The 22705-nt window shown below is 29.8% G+C and carries 20 protein-coding genes and 1 riboswitch; of the genes, 13 read left to right on the top strand and 7 right to left on the bottom strand.

All coding sequences use genetic code 11. From position 1 onward, the window contains the following. Positions 1 to 54 precede the first annotated feature (54 nt). From DWZ53_RS04400 to DWZ53_RS04435, 8 genes are all read left to right on the top strand, one after another. Entirely contained in the window at positions 55 to 1899 is a 1845-nt protein-coding gene (locus tag DWZ53_RS04400) for a YgiQ family radical SAM protein (RefSeq protein WP_118432374.1), read from the top strand. Further along, positions 1896 to 2810: an alpha/beta fold hydrolase gene (locus DWZ53_RS04405; RefSeq protein ID WP_118432376.1), complete on the top strand. Its 915-nt coding sequence runs from the start codon at positions 1896 to 1898 to the stop codon at positions 2808 to 2810. Before DWZ53_RS04400 ends, DWZ53_RS04405 begins: the two co-directional genes overlap by 4 nt. Positions 2811 to 2944: 134 nt before the next feature. Beyond that, entirely contained in the window at positions 2945 to 4318 is a 1374-nt protein-coding gene (locus tag DWZ53_RS04410; protein ID WP_118432378.1) for a glycine--tRNA ligase, read from the top strand. Between the two features lie 14 nt (positions 4319 to 4332). Then, positions 4333 to 6090, top strand: a complete 1758-nt coding sequence (gene dnaG, locus DWZ53_RS04415; RefSeq protein ID WP_118432380.1) for a DNA primase — start codon at positions 4333 to 4335, stop codon at positions 6088 to 6090. Between the two features lie 3 nt (positions 6091 to 6093). Next, positions 6094 to 7335 (top strand): RNA polymerase sigma factor RpoD, encoded by a 1242-nt coding sequence (rpoD, locus tag DWZ53_RS04420; RefSeq protein WP_118432382.1) that lies wholly within the window; start codon positions 6094 to 6096, stop codon positions 7333 to 7335. A gap of 2 nt (positions 7336 to 7337) precedes the next feature. Continuing rightward, on the top strand, positions 7338 to 8030 hold the full coding sequence (locus DWZ53_RS04425; protein ID WP_118432384.1) for a class I SAM-dependent methyltransferase: 693 nt from the start codon (positions 7338 to 7340) through the stop codon (positions 8028 to 8030). Continuing rightward, entirely contained in the window at positions 8017 to 8775 is a 759-nt protein-coding gene (locus DWZ53_RS04430; protein WP_118432386.1) for a Nif3-like dinuclear metal center hexameric protein, read from the top strand. The genes DWZ53_RS04425 and DWZ53_RS04430 overlap by 14 nt, the downstream gene beginning before the upstream one ends. 65 nt (positions 8776 to 8840) lie before the next feature. Next, a riboswitch (cyclic di-GMP riboswitch) is annotated at positions 8841 to 8922 on the top strand. 44 nt (positions 8923 to 8966) lie between these two features. Next, the gene (locus DWZ53_RS04435) at positions 8967 to 11252 is read left to right on the top strand and encodes a fibro-slime domain-containing protein (RefSeq protein WP_118432388.1); all 2286 of its coding nucleotides are present in this window, start codon (positions 8967 to 8969) and stop codon (positions 11250 to 11252) included. Positions 11253 to 11280: 28 nt separating this feature from the next. On the opposite strand, the gene DWZ53_RS04440 is transcribed toward DWZ53_RS04435, so the two are convergent. Beyond that, on the bottom strand, positions 11281 to 12132 hold the full coding sequence (locus tag DWZ53_RS04440) for a Cof-type HAD-IIB family hydrolase (RefSeq protein WP_118432390.1): 852 nt from the start codon (positions 12130 to 12132) through the stop codon (positions 11281 to 11283). Positions 12133 to 12242: 110 nt separating this feature from the next. Here DWZ53_RS04440 and DWZ53_RS04445 point away from each other — a divergent pair, with 110 nt between their 5' ends. Continuing rightward, positions 12243 to 13577: an MATE family efflux transporter gene (locus DWZ53_RS04445; RefSeq protein WP_118432392.1), complete on the top strand. Its 1335-nt coding sequence runs from the start codon at positions 12243 to 12245 to the stop codon at positions 13575 to 13577. 10 nt (positions 13578 to 13587) lie between these two features. Here DWZ53_RS04445 and DWZ53_RS04450 read toward each other — a convergent pair whose 3' ends face one another. Both DWZ53_RS04450 and DWZ53_RS04455 read right to left on the bottom strand, forming a co-directional pair. Then, positions 13588 to 14499, bottom strand: a complete 912-nt coding sequence (locus DWZ53_RS04450) for a 4-hydroxy-3-methylbut-2-enyl diphosphate reductase (RefSeq protein ID WP_118432394.1) — start codon at positions 14497 to 14499, stop codon at positions 13588 to 13590. 18 nt (positions 14500 to 14517) lie between these two features. Then, complete coding sequence (locus DWZ53_RS04455) at positions 14518 to 14850, bottom strand: hypothetical protein (protein ID WP_118432396.1); 333 nt, start codon at positions 14848 to 14850, stop codon at positions 14518 to 14520. A 77-nt stretch (positions 14851 to 14927) separates the two neighbouring features. Between DWZ53_RS04455 and DWZ53_RS04460 the strand changes: the two genes are divergently transcribed. Genes DWZ53_RS04460 through DWZ53_RS04470 form a run of 3 tightly spaced genes read left to right on the top strand, consistent with a single transcriptional unit; the run spans position 14928 to position 18111 of the window. Next, positions 14928 to 15821, top strand: a complete 894-nt coding sequence (locus DWZ53_RS04460; RefSeq protein ID WP_118432398.1) for a LysR family transcriptional regulator — start codon at positions 14928 to 14930, stop codon at positions 15819 to 15821. 56 nt (positions 15822 to 15877) lie between these two features. Then, on the top strand, positions 15878 to 17248 hold the full coding sequence (locus tag DWZ53_RS04465; protein ID WP_118432400.1) for a DEAD/DEAH box helicase: 1371 nt from the start codon (positions 15878 to 15880) through the stop codon (positions 17246 to 17248). Further along, complete coding sequence (locus DWZ53_RS04470; protein WP_118432402.1) at positions 17248 to 18111, top strand: deoxyribonuclease IV; 864 nt, start codon at positions 17248 to 17250, stop codon at positions 18109 to 18111. Before DWZ53_RS04465 ends, DWZ53_RS04470 begins: the two co-directional genes overlap by 1 nt. Here DWZ53_RS04470 and DWZ53_RS04475 read toward each other — a convergent pair. The 4 genes from DWZ53_RS04475 to rpsT form a co-directional block, all read right to left on the bottom strand. Then, positions 18084 to 18344 (bottom strand): hypothetical protein, encoded by a 261-nt coding sequence (locus DWZ53_RS04475; protein ID WP_118432404.1) that lies wholly within the window; start codon positions 18342 to 18344, stop codon positions 18084 to 18086. The two genes, DWZ53_RS04470 and DWZ53_RS04475, sit on opposite strands and share 28 nt — an antisense overlap. Before the next feature lie 48 nt (positions 18345 to 18392). Further along, on the bottom strand, positions 18393 to 19448 hold the full coding sequence (gene ispG / locus DWZ53_RS04480; protein ID WP_118432406.1) for a flavodoxin-dependent (E)-4-hydroxy-3-methylbut-2-enyl-diphosphate synthase: 1056 nt from the start codon (positions 19446 to 19448) through the stop codon (positions 18393 to 18395). Positions 19449 to 19524: 76 nt separating this feature from the next. Continuing rightward, complete coding sequence (pepF, locus tag DWZ53_RS04485) at positions 19525 to 21291, bottom strand: oligoendopeptidase F (RefSeq protein WP_118432408.1); 1767 nt, start codon at positions 21289 to 21291, stop codon at positions 19525 to 19527. A gap of 35 nt (positions 21292 to 21326) precedes the next feature. After that, complete coding sequence (gene rpsT, locus DWZ53_RS04490; RefSeq protein ID WP_118432410.1) at positions 21327 to 21587, bottom strand: 30S ribosomal protein S20; 261 nt, start codon at positions 21585 to 21587, stop codon at positions 21327 to 21329. Between the two features lie 128 nt (positions 21588 to 21715). On the opposite strand from rpsT, the gene gpr reads away from it, so the two are divergent. After that, positions 21716 to 22666 (top strand): GPR endopeptidase, encoded by a 951-nt coding sequence (gene gpr, locus DWZ53_RS04495; protein ID WP_118432412.1) that lies wholly within the window; start codon positions 21716 to 21718, stop codon positions 22664 to 22666. Positions 22667 to 22705: the final 39 nt, after the last annotated feature.

Raw genomic sequence — 22705 nt, forward strand, 5'->3', positions numbered from 1 at the left:
TTTTGTATACATTTTTTGACTATAATAGAGGGTAAATAGGAAGGGGATTTTTTTATGTCGCAATTTTTACCAATGAATCGTCAAGAAATGGAAGAAAGAGGTTGGCAAGAAGCTGATTTTGTTTACATTTGTGGTGATGCTTATGTTGATCACCCATCGTTTGGTGCAGCTATTATTTGTCGTACTTTAGAAGCTCATGGTTTTAAGGTGTGTTTTTTGGCACAACCTGACTGGCACAATATTGATGAATTTAAACAATTTGGCAAGCCAAGGTTAGGTTTTTTGATTTCTTCTGGGAATATTGATTCAATGGTAAATCATTATACAGTATCAAAAAAGAGAAGACATAAAGATTTATATACTCCCGGTGGTGAAGGGTTTAAAAGACCGGATAGGGCTGTTATTGTTTATAGTCAAATGGCACATCAAGCCTTTCATGACGCTAATATAATTATTGGTGGAATTGAGGCAAGTCTTCGTCGTTTAGCTCATTATGACTATTGGAGTGACAAAGTAAGAAAATCTATTATTATTGATGCTAATGCAGATTTACTTTTATATGGAATGGGTGAAAATAGTATTGTTGAGGTTGCAGAAGCGTTAGATAGTGGTTTAGAAATTAAATATTTAACATATCTAGATGGTACTGTTTTTAAAACTAAAAATATTGAAGATGCTCATGACTATATTATGCTTCCTAGTTATGAAGAAATATGTGTGTCAAAGAAAAAATATGCTGAGTCATTTCATGTTCAGTATTTAAACACGGATCATTTTAATGCTAAAACATTGGTTGAACCATACCAAGGATGGTATGTTGTTCAAAATAGACCTAATCGTCCTTTAACACAACGTGAATTCGATCGAGCATATTCGTATGATTATAATCGTACTTATCATCCTAGCTATCAGCATGTTCCCGCTATTGATGAAGTTAAGTTTTCTTTGATTTCAAATAGGGGATGCTTTGGTTCTTGTAATTTTTGTGCTCTAGCATTTCACCAAGGAAGAATTGTCCAAACACGTAGTCATGAATCAATCATATCTGAGGCTAACAAAATGGTATGGGATCCAGATTTTAAAGGCTATATTCATGATGTAGGGGGTCCTACAGCTAACTTTAGAGCACCTGCTTGTAAAAAACAAATGAAACATGGCGCTTGTCCAACTAAACAGTGTTTATGGCCTAAAGCTTGTCAAAATTTACAAGTAGATCATTTAGATTATCAAAAATTACTTAGTGATTTATCAACTTTACCAAACGTAAAGAAAGTATTTGTACGTTCAGGAATTCGCTATGATTATTTGATGTATGATAAAAATGATAGTTTTTTTAGAGATTTAGTTCAAAATCATATATCCGGTCAATTAAAAGTTGCGCCAGAACATATTAGTGATCATGTTTTAGATAAAATGGGTAAACCTCGTAGAGGCTTATATGAAAAATTTGTTGATAAATATTATGCGTTGAATAAAGAATATGGAAAAAATCAATTTTTGGTTCCTTATTTAATGTCTTCACATCCAGGTTGTCGATTAGAGGATGCTATTGAGTTAGCAGAATATTTAAGAGATATCCATCATCAACCTGAGCAAGTTCAAGATTTTTACCCAACTCCAGGAACTTTGTCTACAACAATGTACTATACAGAATTAGACCCTCGTGATATGACACCTGTATACGTACCAAAAACCCCAAAAGAAAAAGCAATGCAAAGAGCGTTGATTCAATATCGAAACCCTAAAAATTATGATTTAGTGTATGAAGCTTTGTGTAAGGCACACCGAACGGATTTAATAGGTTATTCAAAGAAATGTTTAATTCGCCCCAAAAGTAAAAATCGTTATCAAAATAGAAAACCTGATCGTTTTTCAAAGAAAAGAGGTCATGTTAAATGAAAACAACAGAAACTTATACTTCCTCTTCAGCAACCCATGTTAAATTTGATCTTTATGTTCCTAATGTTATATTAAGATATAAGGGGATTGTTCAAATACATCATGGCATGGGAGAATATTCAGACTGGTATCAAAAATTTGCTGAATTTATTTCTAATGATGGTTATATTGTGGTAGTGAGTGATTTTCCAGGTCATGGAACATCTTTGAATAATTTTGAACAGGGTTATTTCGGTTATGGTGATTCAATTGAAACTTTAGTTGAAGATATGCAAAGATTAAGAAATATCATTTCGAGTCGTTATCCAGAATTACCCTATTTTATGATTGGTAATCAATTTGGATCGTTGGTTCTAAGAAAATATATGGCAAGTTATGGAGATTTTATTCAAGGAGCTATTTTAATTGGAACGGCAGGTCCTAGACATGGCTTGTTCTTAGCTAAGTTATTAATTGAGTTAGATATTTTATTTAAAGGAAATATGCATCATTCTAGAACGATGAGACGGTTTGTACATGATTTTTGGATAAAAGGATTTTCAAAAAGAAACTATAAAACACAAGATCAAACACAATTAAAAAAGTATATTGATGATCCGATGACAGATTTTATTTATACTAATCAGGCCTATTTAGATATTCTAAAATATTTAAAGGGTGTCAATGAAATTGAAGAAATAGATAAAATACCAACATATTTATCAATATTTATTATTTCTGGTAAAAAAGATGCATTTGGTAAAAAAGGTAAAGGACCACTATGGTTATATAAACATTTAAAACAAAAACATATAAAAGATTTAACGTATCATCTTTACGAAAGTGACTATCAAGATATCTTACATGAAGTAAATAGGAAAGAAGTTTATCATGATGTTTTACAATGGCTAAATCAGCACACATACATATAAATAGTACCCTTATAATTGGTTGACAAAGACCTACTATAAGGGTATTTTTATTGTACATAAAAACGTATATATAAAAAGATAGGACTTGGAGGGCCAAGTCCTTCTTCGATATATAGGGATAGAAGGAGATAAATATGGCAAATAAAGATATGGATAAAATTGTTAATCATGCAAAATCAACTGGTTTTGTTTACCAAGGATCTGAAATCTATGACGGTCTTGCTAATACATGGGATTTTGGACCATTAGGAGTAGAAATGAAAAATAATATTAAACAATTATGGTGGAAAAGATTTATTCAAGAATCACCATATAATGTTGGTTTAGATTCAGCAATCTTTATGAATCCAAAGGTATGGAAAGCGAGTGGACATGTTGATGGCTTCTCTGATCCATTGATTGATTGTAAAGAATGTAAAACACGTCATCGTGCTGATAAATTAATCGAAGCATATGATCCAGATGTACATAGTGAAGGTTGGACAAATAAACAAACAATGGACTATATTAAAGAACATCATATTGTTTGTCCACAATGTGGGAAAAGCAATTTTACTGATGTTAGACAGTTCAAATTAATGTTTGAAACACATATGGGTGTAGTAGAAGATGATAAATCTGTTGTTTATTTACGTCCAGAAACTGCACAAGGTATTTTTGTCAATTTTAAAAATATTCAAAGAACATCACGTAAAAAAATTCCTTTTGGAATTGGTCAAATTGGGAAATCATTTAGAAATGAAATTACTCCAGGTAACTTTATTTTTAGAACAAGAGAATTTGAACAAATGGAAATTGAATTCTTCTGTAAACCTGATACAGATTTAGAATGGTTTGCATATTGGAAAGACTATTGTCAAAAATTCTTATATGATTTAGGGTTAAATAAAGAAAATCTTCGTTTTAGAGACCACGAAAAAGAAGAATTATCATTCTACTCAAAAGCAACATGTGATGTTGAATATAAATTCCCATTTGGATGGGGAGAATTATGGGGTATTGCCGATCGTACAGATTACGATTTATCTCGTCATATGGAATACTCAAAGAAATCTTTAGAATATCTTGATCCTCAAACAAATGAAAAGTATATTCCTTATGTCATTGAACCTTCTGTCGGGGCAGATCGTTTATTCTTGTCTGTTTTCTGTGATAGTTATCAAGAAGAAACATTAGAAAATGGTGAAACAAGACAAGTTATGAAATTACACCCAGCAGTTGCACCATATAAAGTTGCTGTTTTACCACTTACTAAAAAACAAAGTGATAAGGCTGAAGAAGTTTATGCAATGTTAGCTAAACATTTTTCAGTTGAATATGATGTGTCTGGACAAATTGGGAAACGTTATCGTAGACAAGATGCCATTGGTACACCATATTGTGTTACTGTTGACTTTGATAGTTATGATGATCAAGCTGTAACAGTACGTGATCGTGATACAATGGAACAAATCCGTTTACCAATAGATCAATTAGTAGATTATATCAGCGATAAGATTGCATTTTAAAAAAGGAGGCAATCATGCCAAGACTCACACCTGAAAAGATCAATGAAATTAGAAGTAGCGTAGATATTGTTGATGTGATTGGAAATTATTTACCATTAGAAAGAAAAGGACGTAATTATATGGCAGTATGTCCTTTTCATAATGATACACATCCTTCAATGTCGATTTCTCCTGAAAAACAAATTTATAAATGTTTTGTTTGTCATCACGGAGGTAATGTTTTTACTTTCTTAAAGGATTATTTGAAAATATCATATATTGAAGCAGTGAAAATGGTCGCTGAAATGGGACATGTTGATATTCATGAATTTGATTTTCCTGAAAAAAAAGTACAGGTTGACAAAGAAAAAGAGCCGTTTTATTTAATGCATGAAGAAGCAAATAAAATTTATCGTCATTATTTAAATACTAAGTTAGCTATTGGCGCAAATGATTATTTAAATGATCGACAGATGACACAAGATATTATTGATTATTTTGAAATTGGTTATGCACCTGATAAAAATATCTTATTAAATGCTTTTGAAAAATTAGGTTATAACAAAATGCAGGCTTTTGCTTCAGGCTTAGTGATTGAATCAAATCAAGGTTATGATCGTTATCATGATCGAATTATGTTTCCTCTCCATAATAGTGATGGGAGAATTGTTGGATTTAGTGGGCGTATATATAAACAAAATAATCACGAATCTAAATATATGAATTCACCTGAATCTAAAATATTTATTAAAGGTGAAACTTTATATAATTATCATCGTGTAAAAGAAGCGGTTCGTGAAGAAAATGCAATTATTGTTTTAGAAGGATTTATGGATGTCATAGCGTTGTATAAAATAGGTATTAAAAATGCTGTGGCTATTATGGGAACGGCACTTACAAAAGGACATCTTCATCTTTTAAGACGTTATACAAAAAATATCATATTATGTTTGGATGGTGATCGTGCTGGAAAAAGTGCAATGATGAAATGCATTGACGAACTTATTCCTGCTGGTTTTCAAGTATCGGTAGTTGCTATTCCTGATAATAAAGATCCAGATGAATATATTAAAGATAAAGGAAAAGAAGAATTTATTCATTTATTGAAAAATCCATTGTCTGCAGTTTCTTTTAAAATGAATTATTTTTATGAAGATATGAATAAAGATAATTATGAAGATAGAAGAAAGTATTTGCAGACAATGGTTGAAATTATCGCTAGAATTGATGATTTTGTTGATCGTGATTATTATGTGGGTCAATTAGAAAATAAATCTGGATTTTCTAAAGAGATAATTTATAATTTACTAAATCAACAGCATCATGAAGAAATACCGCAACATCAAGAAATACAACATATTTCTTATAAGCAAACTCAAAAAATGGTAGATAAGTACCAAAAAGCAGAACGGGATTTATTGTATTATATGATGTTGGATAAAAAATATGCAGCAATGTATGAAGCAAAGGCAGGATTTATGTTTGATCATATTAATCGAATTATTGCTTCTTACATTATTGATTATTATCGGCAACATCAATTTATGCAAATTGCTGACTTAATCAGTAGTATTGATGATGATCAAATTGTGCAAACTATTATTGATATTGCTTCTTTAAATTTACCTAGAGAAAGTAATAATCAGGCAATTGAAGATTATATATTAATGATTAAAGAAAGAGCAAAGATAGAAAGAAAAGAAGAATTAACAAGATCATTAGTGGAGACTTATGATCCTAAACAAAAAGCACAAATTTTGGCTGAAATTATAGCTTTAACAGAAAAGGAGTAGTATATGGCAAAGAAAAAAGTACAAGCAGTATCATTTGATGATTTAGAAAAAATTGTTTTATCAGAAGCAAAAAAGAATAGCAATGTTTTAACTCAAGAACAAATTGATGAGTATTTATCTACATATGATTTAAGTGATGAAATGGCTGAGCAACTTATAGAGTTTATAGGAAATCAAAATATTCAAATATCTGATGATGGATTAGATGCTTTAGATGTTGATGATTCAACATTACTGTCAGATGTTCCAGATATTACTGATGATGACTTAGCTGTTGATGATATCAAAGATGATGAGCCTGATTTAGATTTTGATGGTGATTTTGATATGATGACTGGAGATACGCTTCATATGTATCAAGTTGCTGATGAAGATAAAGAAAGCGAACATACACAACTTGGAAGTAATGTCAAAATTAATGATCCAGTTAAAATGTATTTAAAAGAAATCGGACGTGTAGAATTACTTTCACATGATCAAGAAATTGATCTTGCTAAACGTATTTTAGATGGTGATGAAGAAGCAAAAAAAGAACTTGCTGCAGCTAACTTAAGATTAGTTGTATCGATTGCAAAAAGATATGTTGGACGTGGAATGTTATTTTTGGATTTAATTCAAGAAGGAAATATGGGATTGATTAAAGCTGTTGAAAAATTTGATTATACTAAAGGGTTTAAATTTTCAACATATGCAACTTGGTGGATTAGACAGGCAATTACGCGTGCAATTGCAGACCAAGCTCGTACAATTCGTATTCCAGTACATATGGTTGAAACAATTAATAAATTAACTCGTATCCAAAGACAATTAATTCAGGAGTTAGGACGTGAGCCTACAGCAGAAGAAATTGCAGAAAAAATGGATGGTTTAACACCTGAAAAAGTACGTGAAATTCAAAAAATATCTTTAGAACCTGTATCATTAGAAACACCTATTGGGGAAGAAGATGATTCTCATTTAGGAGATTTCATTGAAGATGAAGGCGCTATGTCGCCTGATGATTATGCGGCTAATGAATTATTGAAAGATGAGTTAAATGAAGTATTATTAGAATTGACTGATCGTGAAGAAAAAGTTTTACGCTTAAGATTTGGATTAGATGATGGACGCACACGTACATTAGAAGAAGTAGGTAAAGAATTTAATGTTACTCGTGAACGTATTCGTCAAATTGAAGCTAAAGCGTTACGCAAATTAAAACACCCATCTCGTTCTAAAAGATTAAAAGATTTCTTAGATCGTTAATGATGAAATTATCTAAAAGATTACAGCTTATAGCTGATATGATTAGTCAATATAAACAAGGAAGTAAGATTGCTGATATAGGGACCGATCATGCTTATTTACCATGTTATTTGGTTGAAAATAATATAGTAAGTCATAGTTACGCATGTGATGTAGCACAAGGACCCTATGAATCATCACTTTCAACTATTAAACAATGTGGTATGCAAACGCAAGTTACTGCACTGTTAGGAAATGGATTAGAGCCTATTCTTGATAAAAAAGTAGATATGATAAGTATTGCAGGAATGGGATCTTATCTTATTGTTGATATTTTAAATCAACATCTTGATTATCTTAATCAAGTCAATGTTTTATTTTTACAGCCCAATGCGAATGCTGATTATTTAAGAAAGTATTTGTTTAGTCATAATTTTGGTATGATTGATGAAAAATTAATTAAAGATGGACATCATACTTATGAAGTTATGGTTGTACGAAAACTACAAAGAAAAGATATTTATTATAATGAGTTAGATGAAGAATTTGGTCCAATTTTAAGAAGAGAACAAACATCGTTATTTAAAGAAAAATGGAACAATCAGTATTGTACTTATAAAAATATTGTTAAAGATTTACCAAACAATCATCCTAGAACGAAAGAGTTAAATCATAAAATAGAAATGATAGAGGAAGTTTTAAATGAAAGCAAATAAGATAATGGAATATTTAGAAGGCTACTTTCCTTTATCCTTACAAATGGATTTTGATAGATGCGGATTACAAATAGGAAATAAACAAACAGAAGTGAACAAGGTATATATTGCCCTAAACGCAGATAATGAAACATTACAACACTGTATTGATGAACAATGTCAAATGCTCATTACTCACCATCCATTTTTACTAGAAGAATTAGTTAATATAGACTTGGAAAATCATCAAGGAAAATTTATAGAAAATGCAATAAAAAATAATATTGTTGTTTATAGTTTGCATACTTGTCTAGATCGAGGAAAAAATCATATTTCGATGAATGATTGGCTAATTAATCAATTACCAGTTGAAAATGTACAATGTTATGATCGTCATGAAATTGGTAAAAAGGCAATTTTAAAAGAACCTATGAAGGCGAAAGATTTTGTAGACTATATTAAAGATGTATATCATTTATCATATGTAAGATGTTCAAATAATGAAGATAAAATGATTCAAAGTATTGCTATATGTGGCGGAAGTGCAGCAGATGATTTAGAAGTCCTTGCTGGAGAGGTTGATTGTTTTATTACTGGTGATAGTAAGTATCGCCACGCTAAGTATGCTATTGATCATGATATATTTTTGATTGATGCAAACCATCATTTAGAGGTTATTTTTGAAGAAGAATTGGCTAAATTACTAAAAGAATTACCTCTTGAAGTAGATGTTCATCATAGTTTAGATTATTTTAAATATAAATAGAGACTGCTAATTAGTTTCTATTTTTTTGTTTGATATATTATTGTATATATTTTATAATACATGTAGGTAAATATTGGCAAAACTATTGAAAAATAGTGACGCAAAGCTACAGAGCTGAACCATAGAGAAGCTGGCTGAGTTGCATTTATTGTAAGTCGGTTTTCTATGGTTTTTTATTTGGAGGAAAGGTTATGTTTAAGAAGTTTATAATTTGTGTTGTGGTAATGACGATGATAGTACCACTTTTTCAATTACAAGTAAGGGCTAATGATAGTATGTCATTGCCAGTACAGTTTTTCGATTATGATGCAGATGGACTGTTTTACGAGTATGCACTTTATAATGGGATGGATACATTTGGGTTAGGAACTTCAAATAATGAAGATGTTACAAAAGGTTTAGTTGAAAAGACGCTAGGTAAAGATGGAAATCCTGTTTATAAAAGAAGTGCCATTGAAAGTGCAGCAAGCACAATTCATGAGAATCTTATAAATTTAAAAGATGATCAAAATTTAAATAAATATGATATTTTTAAAAAATTTTCCAATTATTCGAATGCGAGTGGTTCTGTACATACTAGTCTTTCTGGTAGTGATACAAAACCATTTTATAAAAATTGGAAACTTGAAAATATAGATGGATCTGGTGATGGAGAATATTTACATTCTGGTAATGGAGTCGTATGGCAACAGGAAACGGATGGTGTTCTTAATTATGGTGTCAATGATCATTTGATTAAGGAAATTAACGTAGTTCCTAATACGGAATATAAATTTCATTATTGGATAACAGAAAAAGCAGGCGCAAGTAATGAATTGAAATACCGTGTATTAGATAAAAATGGTAAGGTTTTACTTGATAATAATCCTATTGATACAGTATTTAAATCTTCAACAGATACTATTACGATAGATATTTATCGAGTTGGTCAAACAAAGGATGTCCTTAAATTTTCTAATGTGTACTTAATTAGAGATGATAACACATTTACAGAAAATTATTTAGGTAATATCGAATCATCTTCAACAAGTAATTTCATTGATAAAGGATGGAAATCTCAATTATATAATCAAGCATCTAAAGAGAATGGAAAAATAGTAGATGGTAAAAATTATTGGCAACAAAAGGGTGATGGTATTATTTGTTTAAATGATTCTGCTATCTGTTTTGATACTGATATACCAACGAATCAATATATAAAATTTAATTATTGGTTAGATGAACAAAGTAACAATGGTAGTTTATCAATTGATATATTAGATGAAAATAATCATCTATTAGTAAGTAAAGAAGTAGATAAAAACGGAGGATGGCAAACATTTTTATTAGATATTCCTTCGGGACAAGGTAATATTAAAGTAAGAATTAATGGTCAAGGTGTATCTCCAAGAATGGCTGCACTATCAGTCACTCCAATGGGACAAGTTCTTCCATTAGGACAATATCAAGAAACATTAAATAAATATAACAATAATCAATTAAATGTTATCGATGATTGTAAAACATGTATGGACTATGCTTTTTTACGATTAACAAATTTCTACAATACTCATTTTTATTTGAATAAAATAGATACAACTTATTCAAAAATGATTTTAAATAAGACAGTTAATAATGGTAGAGAAGAGTATCTATTTGATTCATCAAAGCCTATTACCTACAAAAATGGTGAGTTCTATAATGATGGAAATGGTATTTTAGAGAGTGGCTTTTTCCCACTTGATTATCTATCAAATAGTGAAAAACATAGTGATGGGCAAGTTGACCACAATTTTCATTTTGGTATGAAAGTAGATGGTGAATTCATTTATAAACAAAGTTCAAAACAGTTTTTTGAATTTACAGGAGATGATGATGTTTATGTCTTTATAAATGGTCATCTTGTTGCTGATTTAGGTGGAGCACATAAAGCTGCCAATACAATAGTTAACATTGAAGATTTTGCTAAAGAACAGGGTATAAAAAATGGTGAAAAGTGTCATCTACAATTTTTCTATTTAGAAAGGCATACTACAGCGAGTAACTGCAAAATCCAGACCAATTTAAATATAGGAAAACGTGTTGAATATAAATTTGAAAGTGGTACACCAAACATGACACTTCCTAATAGCATATATGAATATGTTCCTATAGATGAAAAAGAATACTATTATGGACAACAAGTAAGTATCGATTTACAAAATAGAAAATTCAAAGATATTCGTGATGATACAAATAAAGGAGTATGGCGTTTTATTGGATGGGATCATAATAGCAAAATTATGTCAAATGATGCATTGCAATTTGTTGGTAAATGGGTTTTTATATCAGATGAAGAGTTACAAAAACAAATTCAAATTGTTTCAGATACTCATTCAAATCAAAATAAAAAAACGCAAATCAATACAGGTGATCAAACTCAAATAGTTCTATATTGTATTATTGCTGTTATAGCGTTATTGGGAATTGTTATCATTATAAAAAAAGCACATAAATAAAAAGTATTGAAATTATTTCAATACTTTTTTAAATAAGTGAATGTTTTTTCATTGTATTATATATACCATTATCAGCAATATCTTCGCAAATTTCATCAGCAATATCTTTTAATCCTTGCTTTGCATTGCCAACAGCTACACCATGATGAACAAATTGTAACATATCTATATCGTTCAATCCATCACCAAAAGCATAGGTGTTGTTGATGTCTATCTTTAAGTGATTAATAACTGCTTGAATTGCACTTGCTTTGTTAACACCAGCAACAGATAGTTCACCACTGTCCTCTCCAAATGAAGGTACTGTACAATGAATGACTTGAAAAGCATCATCGAAGTTCTCTTTTATTGTTGAAAAAGGAATATTTGGATTTTCAAGAAAACATATTTTATTAACATCACTTCGATACATTGAATAGCCTTCTTTTAATGAATTAATAAAATGGCTTGGTTTTTCTTTTTTCATTTTTTTGGCATTTTCATCATTTTCTAAATCGCCATAAGTAATATATTCAAGACGTGGGATAAGATGTTTACTAGCAAATAATCCACCATTACTTTCTAAATAATAGTCATAATGATTTTCTTCAAAAAAATCAACCACTCTTTTTACATCAGCATCACTGACTTTATTATGATATAGCATTTTATCACCGATTAAAACAAAACCACCACCTGCGCCAATGATACCATCAAATCTAATATCTAAAATGTGATCAAAAATTTCTGGTAAACTTCTTCCGGTACATAAAAAGCATAAATTGCCTTTTTTACGCGTTTCTTGTATTGCTTTGATTGTTGATGCAGGAACATATTCTTGGGAAGGTCTTACATCTACTAAGGTTCCATCAACATCGAAAAAGATAATATTTTTTTTCATAGTTACCTCCTGATCGTATTATAGCAAACCTTTGTTTTGTAACTATAGATTTTCAGTATTTGTAATTCTTTATTATTAAGAGTAGAATAGGCACATGGAGGTGGAAAAAGATGAAAGTAAAAATAACGGATTTAATACATGGCTCTGTTGGAAAATCAATTTTTTATTTTTCAATTCCTTTATTAATTGGAAATTTATTTCAACAACTTTATAATACAGTGGATTCTTATGTTGTAGGGAATTACGTTGGAAAACAAGCGTTAGCTGCTGTAGGTGCAGCTTCTCCTGTTATCAATATGTTGATTGGTTTTTTTATGGGATTAGCTACAGGTGCTGGTGTTGTTATTGCACAATATTATGGCGCAAATGATCAAGAAAAATTAAGTAAAGCAGTCCATAGTGCAACTTGTTTAACAATAGTTATGTCTATTTTTTTAACTGTTATTGGTGTTATTGCTACAAATCCATTATTACATGCTATTCGTATTCCTAGTGATGTTTTTCATCAATCATCTCAGTATTTAACAATCTATTTTGGAGGGATTGCTTTTACTTTGATTTATAATATGGGTGCAGGAATATTGAGGGCTATTGGTGATTCCAAAAGACCTTTATATTTTTTGATTATAGCTTCTATTATAAATGTTATTTTAGATTTTCTTTTTGTTAAAACATTTAAAATGGGTGTATGTGGTGCTGGTTATGCAACGTTAGTAGCTCAAGCAATAAGTAGTATCATGGTCTGTTACATACTATTTACAACTTCTCAAAGTTATCGAATTAGAATTAAAGATATTCATTTTCATTTTCCAATATTAAAAAAGATTATTCTTATAGGATTACCAACTGGACTTCAACAAAGTGTTGTTTCTTTATCTAATGTTGTTGTTCAATCTTATGTTAATGATTTTGGTTCTAGTGTTGTAGCTGGTTATTCGGCAAGTGTTAGAATTGATGGTTTTGTCAACCTACCACTTCAAAGTTTCAATATGGCTATTACAACTTTTGTAGGACAAAATATAGGTGCTAAACAGTATAATAGAGTAAAAAAAGGAGCGCGTACAACCATGATTATGGCTACATCTGTTATTGCAACTATTTCGCTTGTTTTATTCTTCTTTGGTGAAAGTATTATTGCTGTATTCAATGGTGAGGCAGATGTTATCCAAGCAGGTAGAACCATGCAATTAGCCTTTGTACCATTTTATATTTTACTTCCTATTAACCAAGTTTACGCAGGTGTACTGAGAGGGGCAGGAAAATCCTCTATACCAATGTATATTATGATTTTTAATTTTGTTATTTTAAGACAGATTTATTTGGCTATTATTACTCAGTTTAAAGCAGAAGTCTTTTATGTCTTTATGGGATGGCCTCTTACATGGATCACATGTGCAATTATGACAATGATTTATTATCGTCATGCAAAATGGCTGCCAGAGTAACTGGCAGCCATTAGTCTAATATACGCTGTTTATCAATTATTGGCTTTTGATAAGTGTTTTTATCATTGTAATCGAATTGTTTTAAATATTCAATCACTTGATTAGTGAGATATGTTGGGGTAGAAGCACCGGATGAAACAGCTGCGGTTTGTTTATGTTTTAACATATCAATTTGAATATCTTTAACACTTTCAATCATATAGACTTCATGTTTTTCACTAGCAATACTTGCTAGTTTTTTTGTGTTATTTGAACGAGGGTCTCCTACAATAAAGACAACATCTACGTCATCTTGTATATTATGAATAGCTTCCTGTCTGATTTTAGTAGCAGTACATGTTTCTTTAGCAATTTCGACATGTTTTAAGTGCTTTTTTGCATATTCACATAAATCATAGACATCATAAAGTGACATCGTTGTTTGATTAGTTAATACGTATTTTTTTGACTGATCTAATTGAAAAAAATCATCTTTTTTTGTTATGAGATGAATATGTTTTGGATCAATAGATATGGCTCCTTCAGATTCAGGATGACCATCTTTTCCAATATATAAAATATCATACCCCTCATTTAATTTGTTTTTAATTAAATCGTGAGTTTTAATTACATCTAGACATGAAGCATCAATAACATCCAATCCTTTTTCTTTGGCTTTAATAAAAACCTGATCACTTGCTCCGTGAGCTGTAATAATAACACACCCATCATCTATTTGATCTAATAATTCTAAACGTGTTTTTCCTTTTTGATCAATTGTTTGAATTCCTTTATCTTGTAATGCTTGCACAATATATTGATTATGTACAATCATTCCTAGAATATAAACAGGTTTATCTTTGGGTGTATTTTTTTTAGCAATATTAATAGCTCTAACAACACCTTTACAATATCCTCTAGGAACAATTCCTATTACTTTCATTCAATCACCTCATTTTTATTATAGCATATTTTCAAATATTTCTTCTTCAACATCATCTTTATTTGTATCTATTGGGTGAATTGAATCAACAATCTCATCAAAATTTAAATCATCTATATGACGTAATGCTTTCATAATAAAAATTCCATTTTTAGTATTATAAATTAAAGGTTTAACTTGATTGATAATGGGGACAATTTGGTTAATTGTTGCAATTGATCTAATTGCAATATTAATTGTTCTTTTTAGTTTCATTTTGTTTTGCATAGTTTGATAATTAGGTAATGAATAGGGATTATATGAATAAGGTTGAGATTGAAAATAATAGTTTTCATCATTGAAAGGATTCATATTCTTACCTCCTCATATTAAAATATGAAAAAAATGTAAAAACGTGATATAATGAGGTAACTTATGGAGGAATTATCGTGGGAATTAGTTATGACTATTATCGTATTTTTTATTATGTAGCAAAATATAAAAGTTTTTCAAGAGCAGCTCAAGTTTTATCAAGTAATCAACCTAATATTACGAGATCAATGAATAATTTAGAATCACAATTAGGTTGTGTTTTGTTTATAAGATCAAACAGGGGAATTATTCTTACAAATGAGGGAAAACAATTATATGATCATGTAGCTATTGCATATCAACAATTACAGGCAGCAGAACGTGAACTCGCCAATACAAAAAGTTTAGAAAAGGGAATAATTAATTTGTGTGTAAGTGAAACAGCTTTAAGAGTTTACTTTTTACCTATTATGAATGAATTTAGAAAGAGATATCCCCATATTCATTTACAGCTTTCTTCTCATACAACACCTCAGGCGTTACAATCGCTAAAAAATGGTGAATCGCAACTTTCAATTATTACAACGCCAGCTACGGTTGAATATCCATTACGACAAACTCAATTATGTGATTACGAAGAAATATTAGTTGCTGGGAAAAAATATATGTCACTTGCTGACAAGCCAAGACATTTATATGATTTGGAAGATCATCCCCTTATTTGTTTATCTAAAGATACGATGACTTATGCTTTTTATCATGATTTATTTGTTAGCAATCACGCTCAATTTCACGTTGATATTGAAGCGGCATCAACAGATCAAATTGTTCCGATGATTGAAAACGAATTAGGAATTGGTTTTGTAGCTAAAAGCATTGCAAAAAGTGCAATCAAACATGGCAAAGTTGTAGAAATTCCTCTTATAGAAAAAATACCAAAAAGATATGTTTGTTTGGTAGAAGATCGCAGTCATCCTTTAGGAGTAGCAGGACGTGCTTTAAAAAGATTACTTATTGAGAAAAGTGAATAATTATTGAAAAGTATAATGAATATGTTATAATGATTTGACTTAAAAGGAGGAAAGATATGAATAATTTTACATCATTTCATTTTAAAGAGTTTTGTTATCAAGTTATAGATGAATTGGGTTTTAATAAACCAACTCCAATTCAAGAAAAAGTAATTCCTTTAATTAATAAAAAAAGAGATATTATTGGTATTTCTCAAACAGGGACAGGAAAAACACATGCTTTTTTATTACCAATAATGAATAATATCAATACTGCACATGATAGTGTTCAAGCAGTTATTACCGCACCAACAAGAGAACTTGCTTCTCAAATTTATCAAAATGCTAAATTATTTATGAAATATAATCCTCAATTAAGAGTATCTTTAATAGTGGGTGGAAGTGATCGAAATAAAGCTGTACAAAAATTAACAACGCAACCACATTTAGTTATTGGAACTCCTGGAAGAATTAAGGATTTATCTTTAGAAGCACAGGCTTTAAAAATTACAACAGCTAAAATATTTGTTGTTGATGAAGCGGATATGACTTTAGAGTTTGGATATTTAGAAGACATTGATGCTGTAGCCGGTAAAATGGCAGACGATTTACAAATGATGGTTTTTTCGGCAACAATTCCTCAAAATTTAAGACCTTTCTTAAAAAAATATATGAAAAATCCAGAAACTGTTGAAATTAATAGCCAACTAGTAACAACAGCAAATGTTGAACATATTTTACTAGCAACTAAACATCAAGAACGTTATCGTGTTTTAAAAGATATCATGGCAACAATTGATCCATACATTTGTATTATTTTTGCTAACAGAAGAAGCGAAGTTTCTACAATTACACGTCGTTTAAGAGAAGATGGCTATAAAGTGGGGGAAATTCATGGTGACTTAGAGCCACGTGAACGTAAACAAATGATGCGACGAATTCAAAATATGGAATATCAATATATTGTAGCGACAGATATTGCAGCCAGAGGGATTGATATTGATGGAGTAAGTCATGTCATTAATATGGAATTACCAATGGAACCTGATTTTTACATTCATCGTTCAGGAAGGTGTGGTAGAGGTAGCTATACAGGTGTTTGTTATTCAATGTATGATTCAAATGATGAAAAAAACATTGCTGTATTAGAAAGAAAAGGTATAGAATTCAAAAATGTTGTCTTAAAAAAAGGACAATTTGTGGATTTAGGCGAACGTGAAAAACGTAAGAAAAGAATTAAGCAACCTACTGAATTAGAAAAACAAGTTCAAATGATTGTTAGAAAACCTAAAAAAGTTAAGCCAGGGTATAAAAAGAAAAGAAAACGTGAAGTTGAACAATTAGTTAGAAAACAAAAACGTGCTTTAATTCGAGAAGATATTAAACGTCAGAAAAAAGAAAGAGCACGACAAGCTCAAATTGCTAAAAGAGCTATGGAGGAAGATTAATGATTATTGGATGTCATGTATCTATGTCAGGTAAAGATATGTTACTTGGTTCAGTTAAAGAAGCTTTATCATATGGTGCAAATACTTTTATGTTTTATACAGGTGCACCACAAAATACAAGACGTAAACCTGTTAGTGAACTTAAAGTAGATGAAGCAAAAGCATTAATGAAAGAAAATCATATTTCACTTGATCATGTTGTTGTTCATGCACCTTATATTATTAATTTAGCTAATACTGTAAAGGAAGAAACATTCCAATTAGCAGTTGATTTTTTAAAACAAGAATTAGAAAGATGTCAAGAAATTGGGACTTCTATTTTAGTTTTACATCCCGGAAGTCATGTAAAAGCTGGAGAAGAAGTTGGTTTAAATCAAATTGTTAAAGGTTTAAATGAAGTTTTAAAAGAAACAACTTATCAAGGGAAGATAGCATTAGAAACGATGGCGGGTAAAGGGAGCGAATTAGGAAAAACGTTTGAAGAAATTCAATACATTATTTCCCATTGTGATTATCCTGAAAAACTTGGTGTTTGCTTAGATACATGCCATATTCATGATGCAGGATATGATTTAACTCATTTTGATGATGTTTTAGATAAATTTGATCAAGTGATTGGTTTAGATCGTTTATTAGTTGTTCATCTTAATGACTCAAAAAATATATGTCATGCAAGAAAAGATCGACATGCTAATATTGGGCAAGGTTATATTGGTTTTGAAACTTTGAATATGATTTGTCATCATGAAAAGTTAAAAGATGTTCCTATTATTTTAGAAACACCTTATATTGATAAAAAACCACCATATAAAGAAGAAATAGCCATGTTAAAGAATCAGACATTTGAAGATATATTAAAATAATCATTTAAAAATAACTTTTTAATTTTAAGACAGGTCTTAGGACTTGTCTTATTTTTTATAGTATTAAATAAAACAGGATAATAATGACTGTCTGTTGTAGCAAATAAATTATTTTTTAATATATCAAAAATAATTTTTAGATGACGTTCTTCAATATTTAGTTCTTTAATTTCTTCTTTATTTTTAAATTCTTGATAATTAATTTCTGCTAAAAATATCGTTAATTTTTCCATTTCATATCTCCTTATAATAGAGAATATGAAAAAGATGGTAAAATAGAACTATTTTACCATCTTAAGTATTTCCTCTTTTAATACTTTAACCATATCTTCTTGCTTTACTTTTCTTATAATTTCACCTTTTTTGATTAATAGCCCTTCATTGACACCACCGGCAATACCAATATCAGCATTTTTTGCTTCACCCGGTCCGTTAACTGCACAACCCATAATAGCAACTGTAATGTCACTATGAATTGTGTTAAGAAAATCTTCAATTTCTTTTGCAACGGGAATAAGATTATATTGAATACGACCACAAGTTGGACATGATACCAATGTTGGAACATGATCAATTAAATTTAATTCTTTAAGTAAAATTTTAGCAACTTTGATTTCTTCAATAGGGTCATCACTTAATGAAATGCGGATTGTATTACCAATACCCTGATATAATAAAGTTCCAATCCCTAATGATGACTTAACTGTTCCTCCTAAACGAGTACCCGCCTCTGTTACACCAATATGAAGCGGACAGGAAAAAGTTTTACTAGCAAGAGTATAAGCTTCTATTGTAAGTAAAGTGTCTGAAGATTTTAAAGAAATACAATAATCATAGAAGTCTAAAGATTCTAGAATATCAATATGTTTTTTAGCACTTTCAATCATTCCTTGTGCAGTAGGTTTACCGTATTTAGCTAAAATATCCTTTTCTAAAGAACCACTATTAACTCCAATGCGAATAGGTATATGATGCTCTTTACAGGCTTCAACAACAGCTTTAACTTTCTCAATACTTCCAATATTACCAGGATTAATGCGAATTTTATCAATACCTGATTCAATAGCAATCAATGCTAAACGATAATCAAAATGAATATCAGCAACTAAAGGAAGAGATACTCTTTTTTTTATTTCTTTAATAGCTTTTGCATCATCTTGATTTAAAACAGCCATTCTTACAAGTTGACATCCAGCACGTTGTAATTGATTTATTTGTTCAACAGTTCGATCAACATCACTTGTTTTTGTATTAGTCATAGATTGGATAATAACTTGATTATTACCACCTATAGTTAAATTTCCAACATGAATTGATCTTGTTTCTTTTCTTAACATAATTTAACCTCATTTCTTATTTTTATTATACTGATGTTTAAATTAATTGTATAGAAAAAAAGGAATAAATTCCTTTTTAAATAAGTGTTTCAAATTGATTTAGTAAATCTTCAAAATAGTGGAAAGCATCATCGTAAATAGCATCCTCTAGAGGGTTAACGCCAGCCTTTGTAAGTAAATCTACAGGTGATTGACTACCACCAGATTTTAAGAATGCAAGATAATTTTGCACTTGTTGTTGATCACCCTTTAAAATACGGTTAACTACCGCTAAAGCAACGGTCATTCCTAAAGTATACTTATAAACATAATAATCATAGTAGAAATGAGGAACGTAATAACATGACCAGCCAACGAGATCATCCATTTTTACATCTTCACCAAAATAATCTTGGTTAAGTTTTGCATATAAGTCAGTGATAATTTTTGAAGACATCGGTTCATTATTTTTTGCCATTTCATGTAAACGGTGTTCAAAATCAGCAAACATAGGTTGTCTAAAAATTAAACCAACACAATTTTCTAATTGTTCATAAATGTAATAAGCTTTTTCCTGGTTATCTTTTGCATGATTGATCATGTAATTAATAAGTAAAGTTTCGTTGACAGTAGAAGCCACTTCAGCAACAAAGATACGATAATGACTATTTACGAACTCTTGGTTATGATTAGATAAATAAGTGTGTACACTATGTCCTAATTCATGAATCATTGTTGAAAGTGAATTATAGTCACCAATAAAATTCATTAAAATAAAAGGATTAGTTCCATAACTACCACTACTATAAGCACCTATTCTCTTTCCTGTTGTTGGATAGAAATCAATCCAACGTTCATTTCTTGCTTTATGAATAATATCTAAATAGTCTTTACCAAAAGGTTGAAGAGCTTGATCAATAATATCAAAACATTGTTCAATTGTATATTTTTTAGTCACATCCTTGACTAAAGGAATATTTAAATCATAATTATAAAAATCATCAATTTTTAATATTTTCTTTTTTAATTTATTATAACGATGAAATAAATGACGATACTGATGATTTGCTTTATCTAAAATTTTAAAGAATAAATCAGTAGGAACATCATCATTAAATACACTTGACGCTAGGGGTGAATCAAAATGACGAACATCACTATAAAAAGCATCTTTTTTCATTACCCCGGCTAAGGTTGTTGCAAAAGTATTTTCAAATCTTTTATATTCTTTAAAAAAATGATGATAGGCTTGTTTTCTTACATTAATATCTTTGTTTTTTAAAAATTCATTTAATGTTGCATTATTTAAAGTTTCTTTTTTACCATTAACTTCAACATCTTCATATTCTAATCGTAAAGAATCAAATACTTGTTCACTTATATCAGCTAAACCATCTACTTTAGCGATGAGAGTTTCTTGTTGATCATCAAGTAAATGAGGTTTGTATTTTAAAACTTGTGAAATTGAATATTGATAACTCTGCAAACGAGGATCTTCTAGATAATGGTTGACTTTACTTTCATTTTTACATATTTCATTATCTACATAGACAAGTTTTACACTTGTATCTTGTAATAGTGTCATGACTGTTGCCATCATTTTTTGGTATTGTTGATTTTGAGGTTCAACGTCACAGTTTAAATGGGCATAACAATAAGCTTTGTTTAATATAATGCTCATTTCGTCTTTAGTTTTTAAAAAAGAATAGAAGTGATCAAAATCATCACATAAATGATTTTGATATGAAGCTAATTCATTAAGTTGATCTTTACATTTTTCAATATCTTGATAGAATTCCTTATCATTTTGATATATTGTGGATAAATCCCAAGTATATTTTTCTTCAATATCTTTTCTTTCCATACAATTTTCTCCTTTAAACTAAAAAACTCTATCAATTAGATAGAGTTTACTAACTTAGCTAATCTAGATTTTTGTCTACTAGCATAGTTTCTATGATGAATTCCTTTTGTAACAGAAGCATCTAATTTACTTGCTGCTACGCTATATGCTTTAACAGCTTCATCTTTATTTCCATTTTCAACTGCTGCTAACACGTTTTTGATTGCAGTTTTTAATGCTGATTTGTATGAAGCATTTTTTGCTCTTTTTTTGTTATCGTTTTTGTAACGTTTGATTTGTTGTTTCATATTTGCCATGATCTTTCACCTCGCTTTGCAACTTGCCTTTACATTATATATAAAAAAATGTGTAATTGCAATGTTTTTTTCAATTATATTAATAGAATAGAAAAAGAAAAATAGAACATACTCATTATGGTGATATAATGGGACAAAATCAAATTCATAGTGATCTAGCAAGTGAAGTTTTAACCCAATTAAAAGAAGGTCAATATTATACAAGAGAAGAAAAAAAGTTTAATGAAGTTAAAGTAGAAACAATTCATATTTTAAAGGAAGGACAAATTTATCATCCTAAAGGTCAGTACATTGAAATATCTTTTCAAGATTACTTAAAAGAACAGGATATCATTCACGTCTTACATCAATCTTTAAAATCATTTATTATAAACATACCAAGAATATTGATAGTTGGTTTAGGGAATCGTTACTTAACTAACGATGCAATTGGTCCACAAACTTTACGGGATATTAAGATTACACATTATTTAAATCAAGAAGTCAGACAAAGAAATCATTATTATGATATCTTGGCTTTAGCACCAGGGGTGATGTATCAAACGGGAATGGAAAGTTCTAAAATTATTCAATCTTTAGTCAAACAGGAAAATATTGATTTAGTTATTGTAATTGATGCACTTTGTGCCAGTAGTTATGAAAAATTAGGACATGTTATACAAATTAATAATACAGGTATCTATCCTGGAAGTGGCGTAGGTAATCATCGTTTAGGAATAAATAAGGATAGTATTGGTTGTCAGGTTATAGCGATAGGGGTGCCTACTGTTATATATGCTGGAGCGTTATTCAAAGATCTTTTAGGCTATCTAAAGGGTTATTTTGGAGATGCCTTGAATCCTGTAAACAAATTAAAAGTAGGGAAAAGAAAGCAATATCAAGGTTCTTTAAGTAATCAACAAAAAACACAATTATTAGGTGATATAGGCTTATTAAATGATCAAGAACTATTAAATCTTTTCAATGAGATATTAGATCCAATAGATGCTAATTATGTTTTGTCTGATAAAAAAATTGATGAACAAAATGAAGTATTATCTAGAATTATTGCAAAAAGTATTAATCTATTGACGTACTAATCCTACAAAATATGCATATGATGAATTGTATAATAGTAC

Source organism: Coprobacillus sp. AF33-1AC, from assembly GCF_003475785.1.
Lineage (GTDB): Bacteria > Bacillota_I > Bacilli_A > Erysipelotrichales > Coprobacillaceae > Faecalibacillus.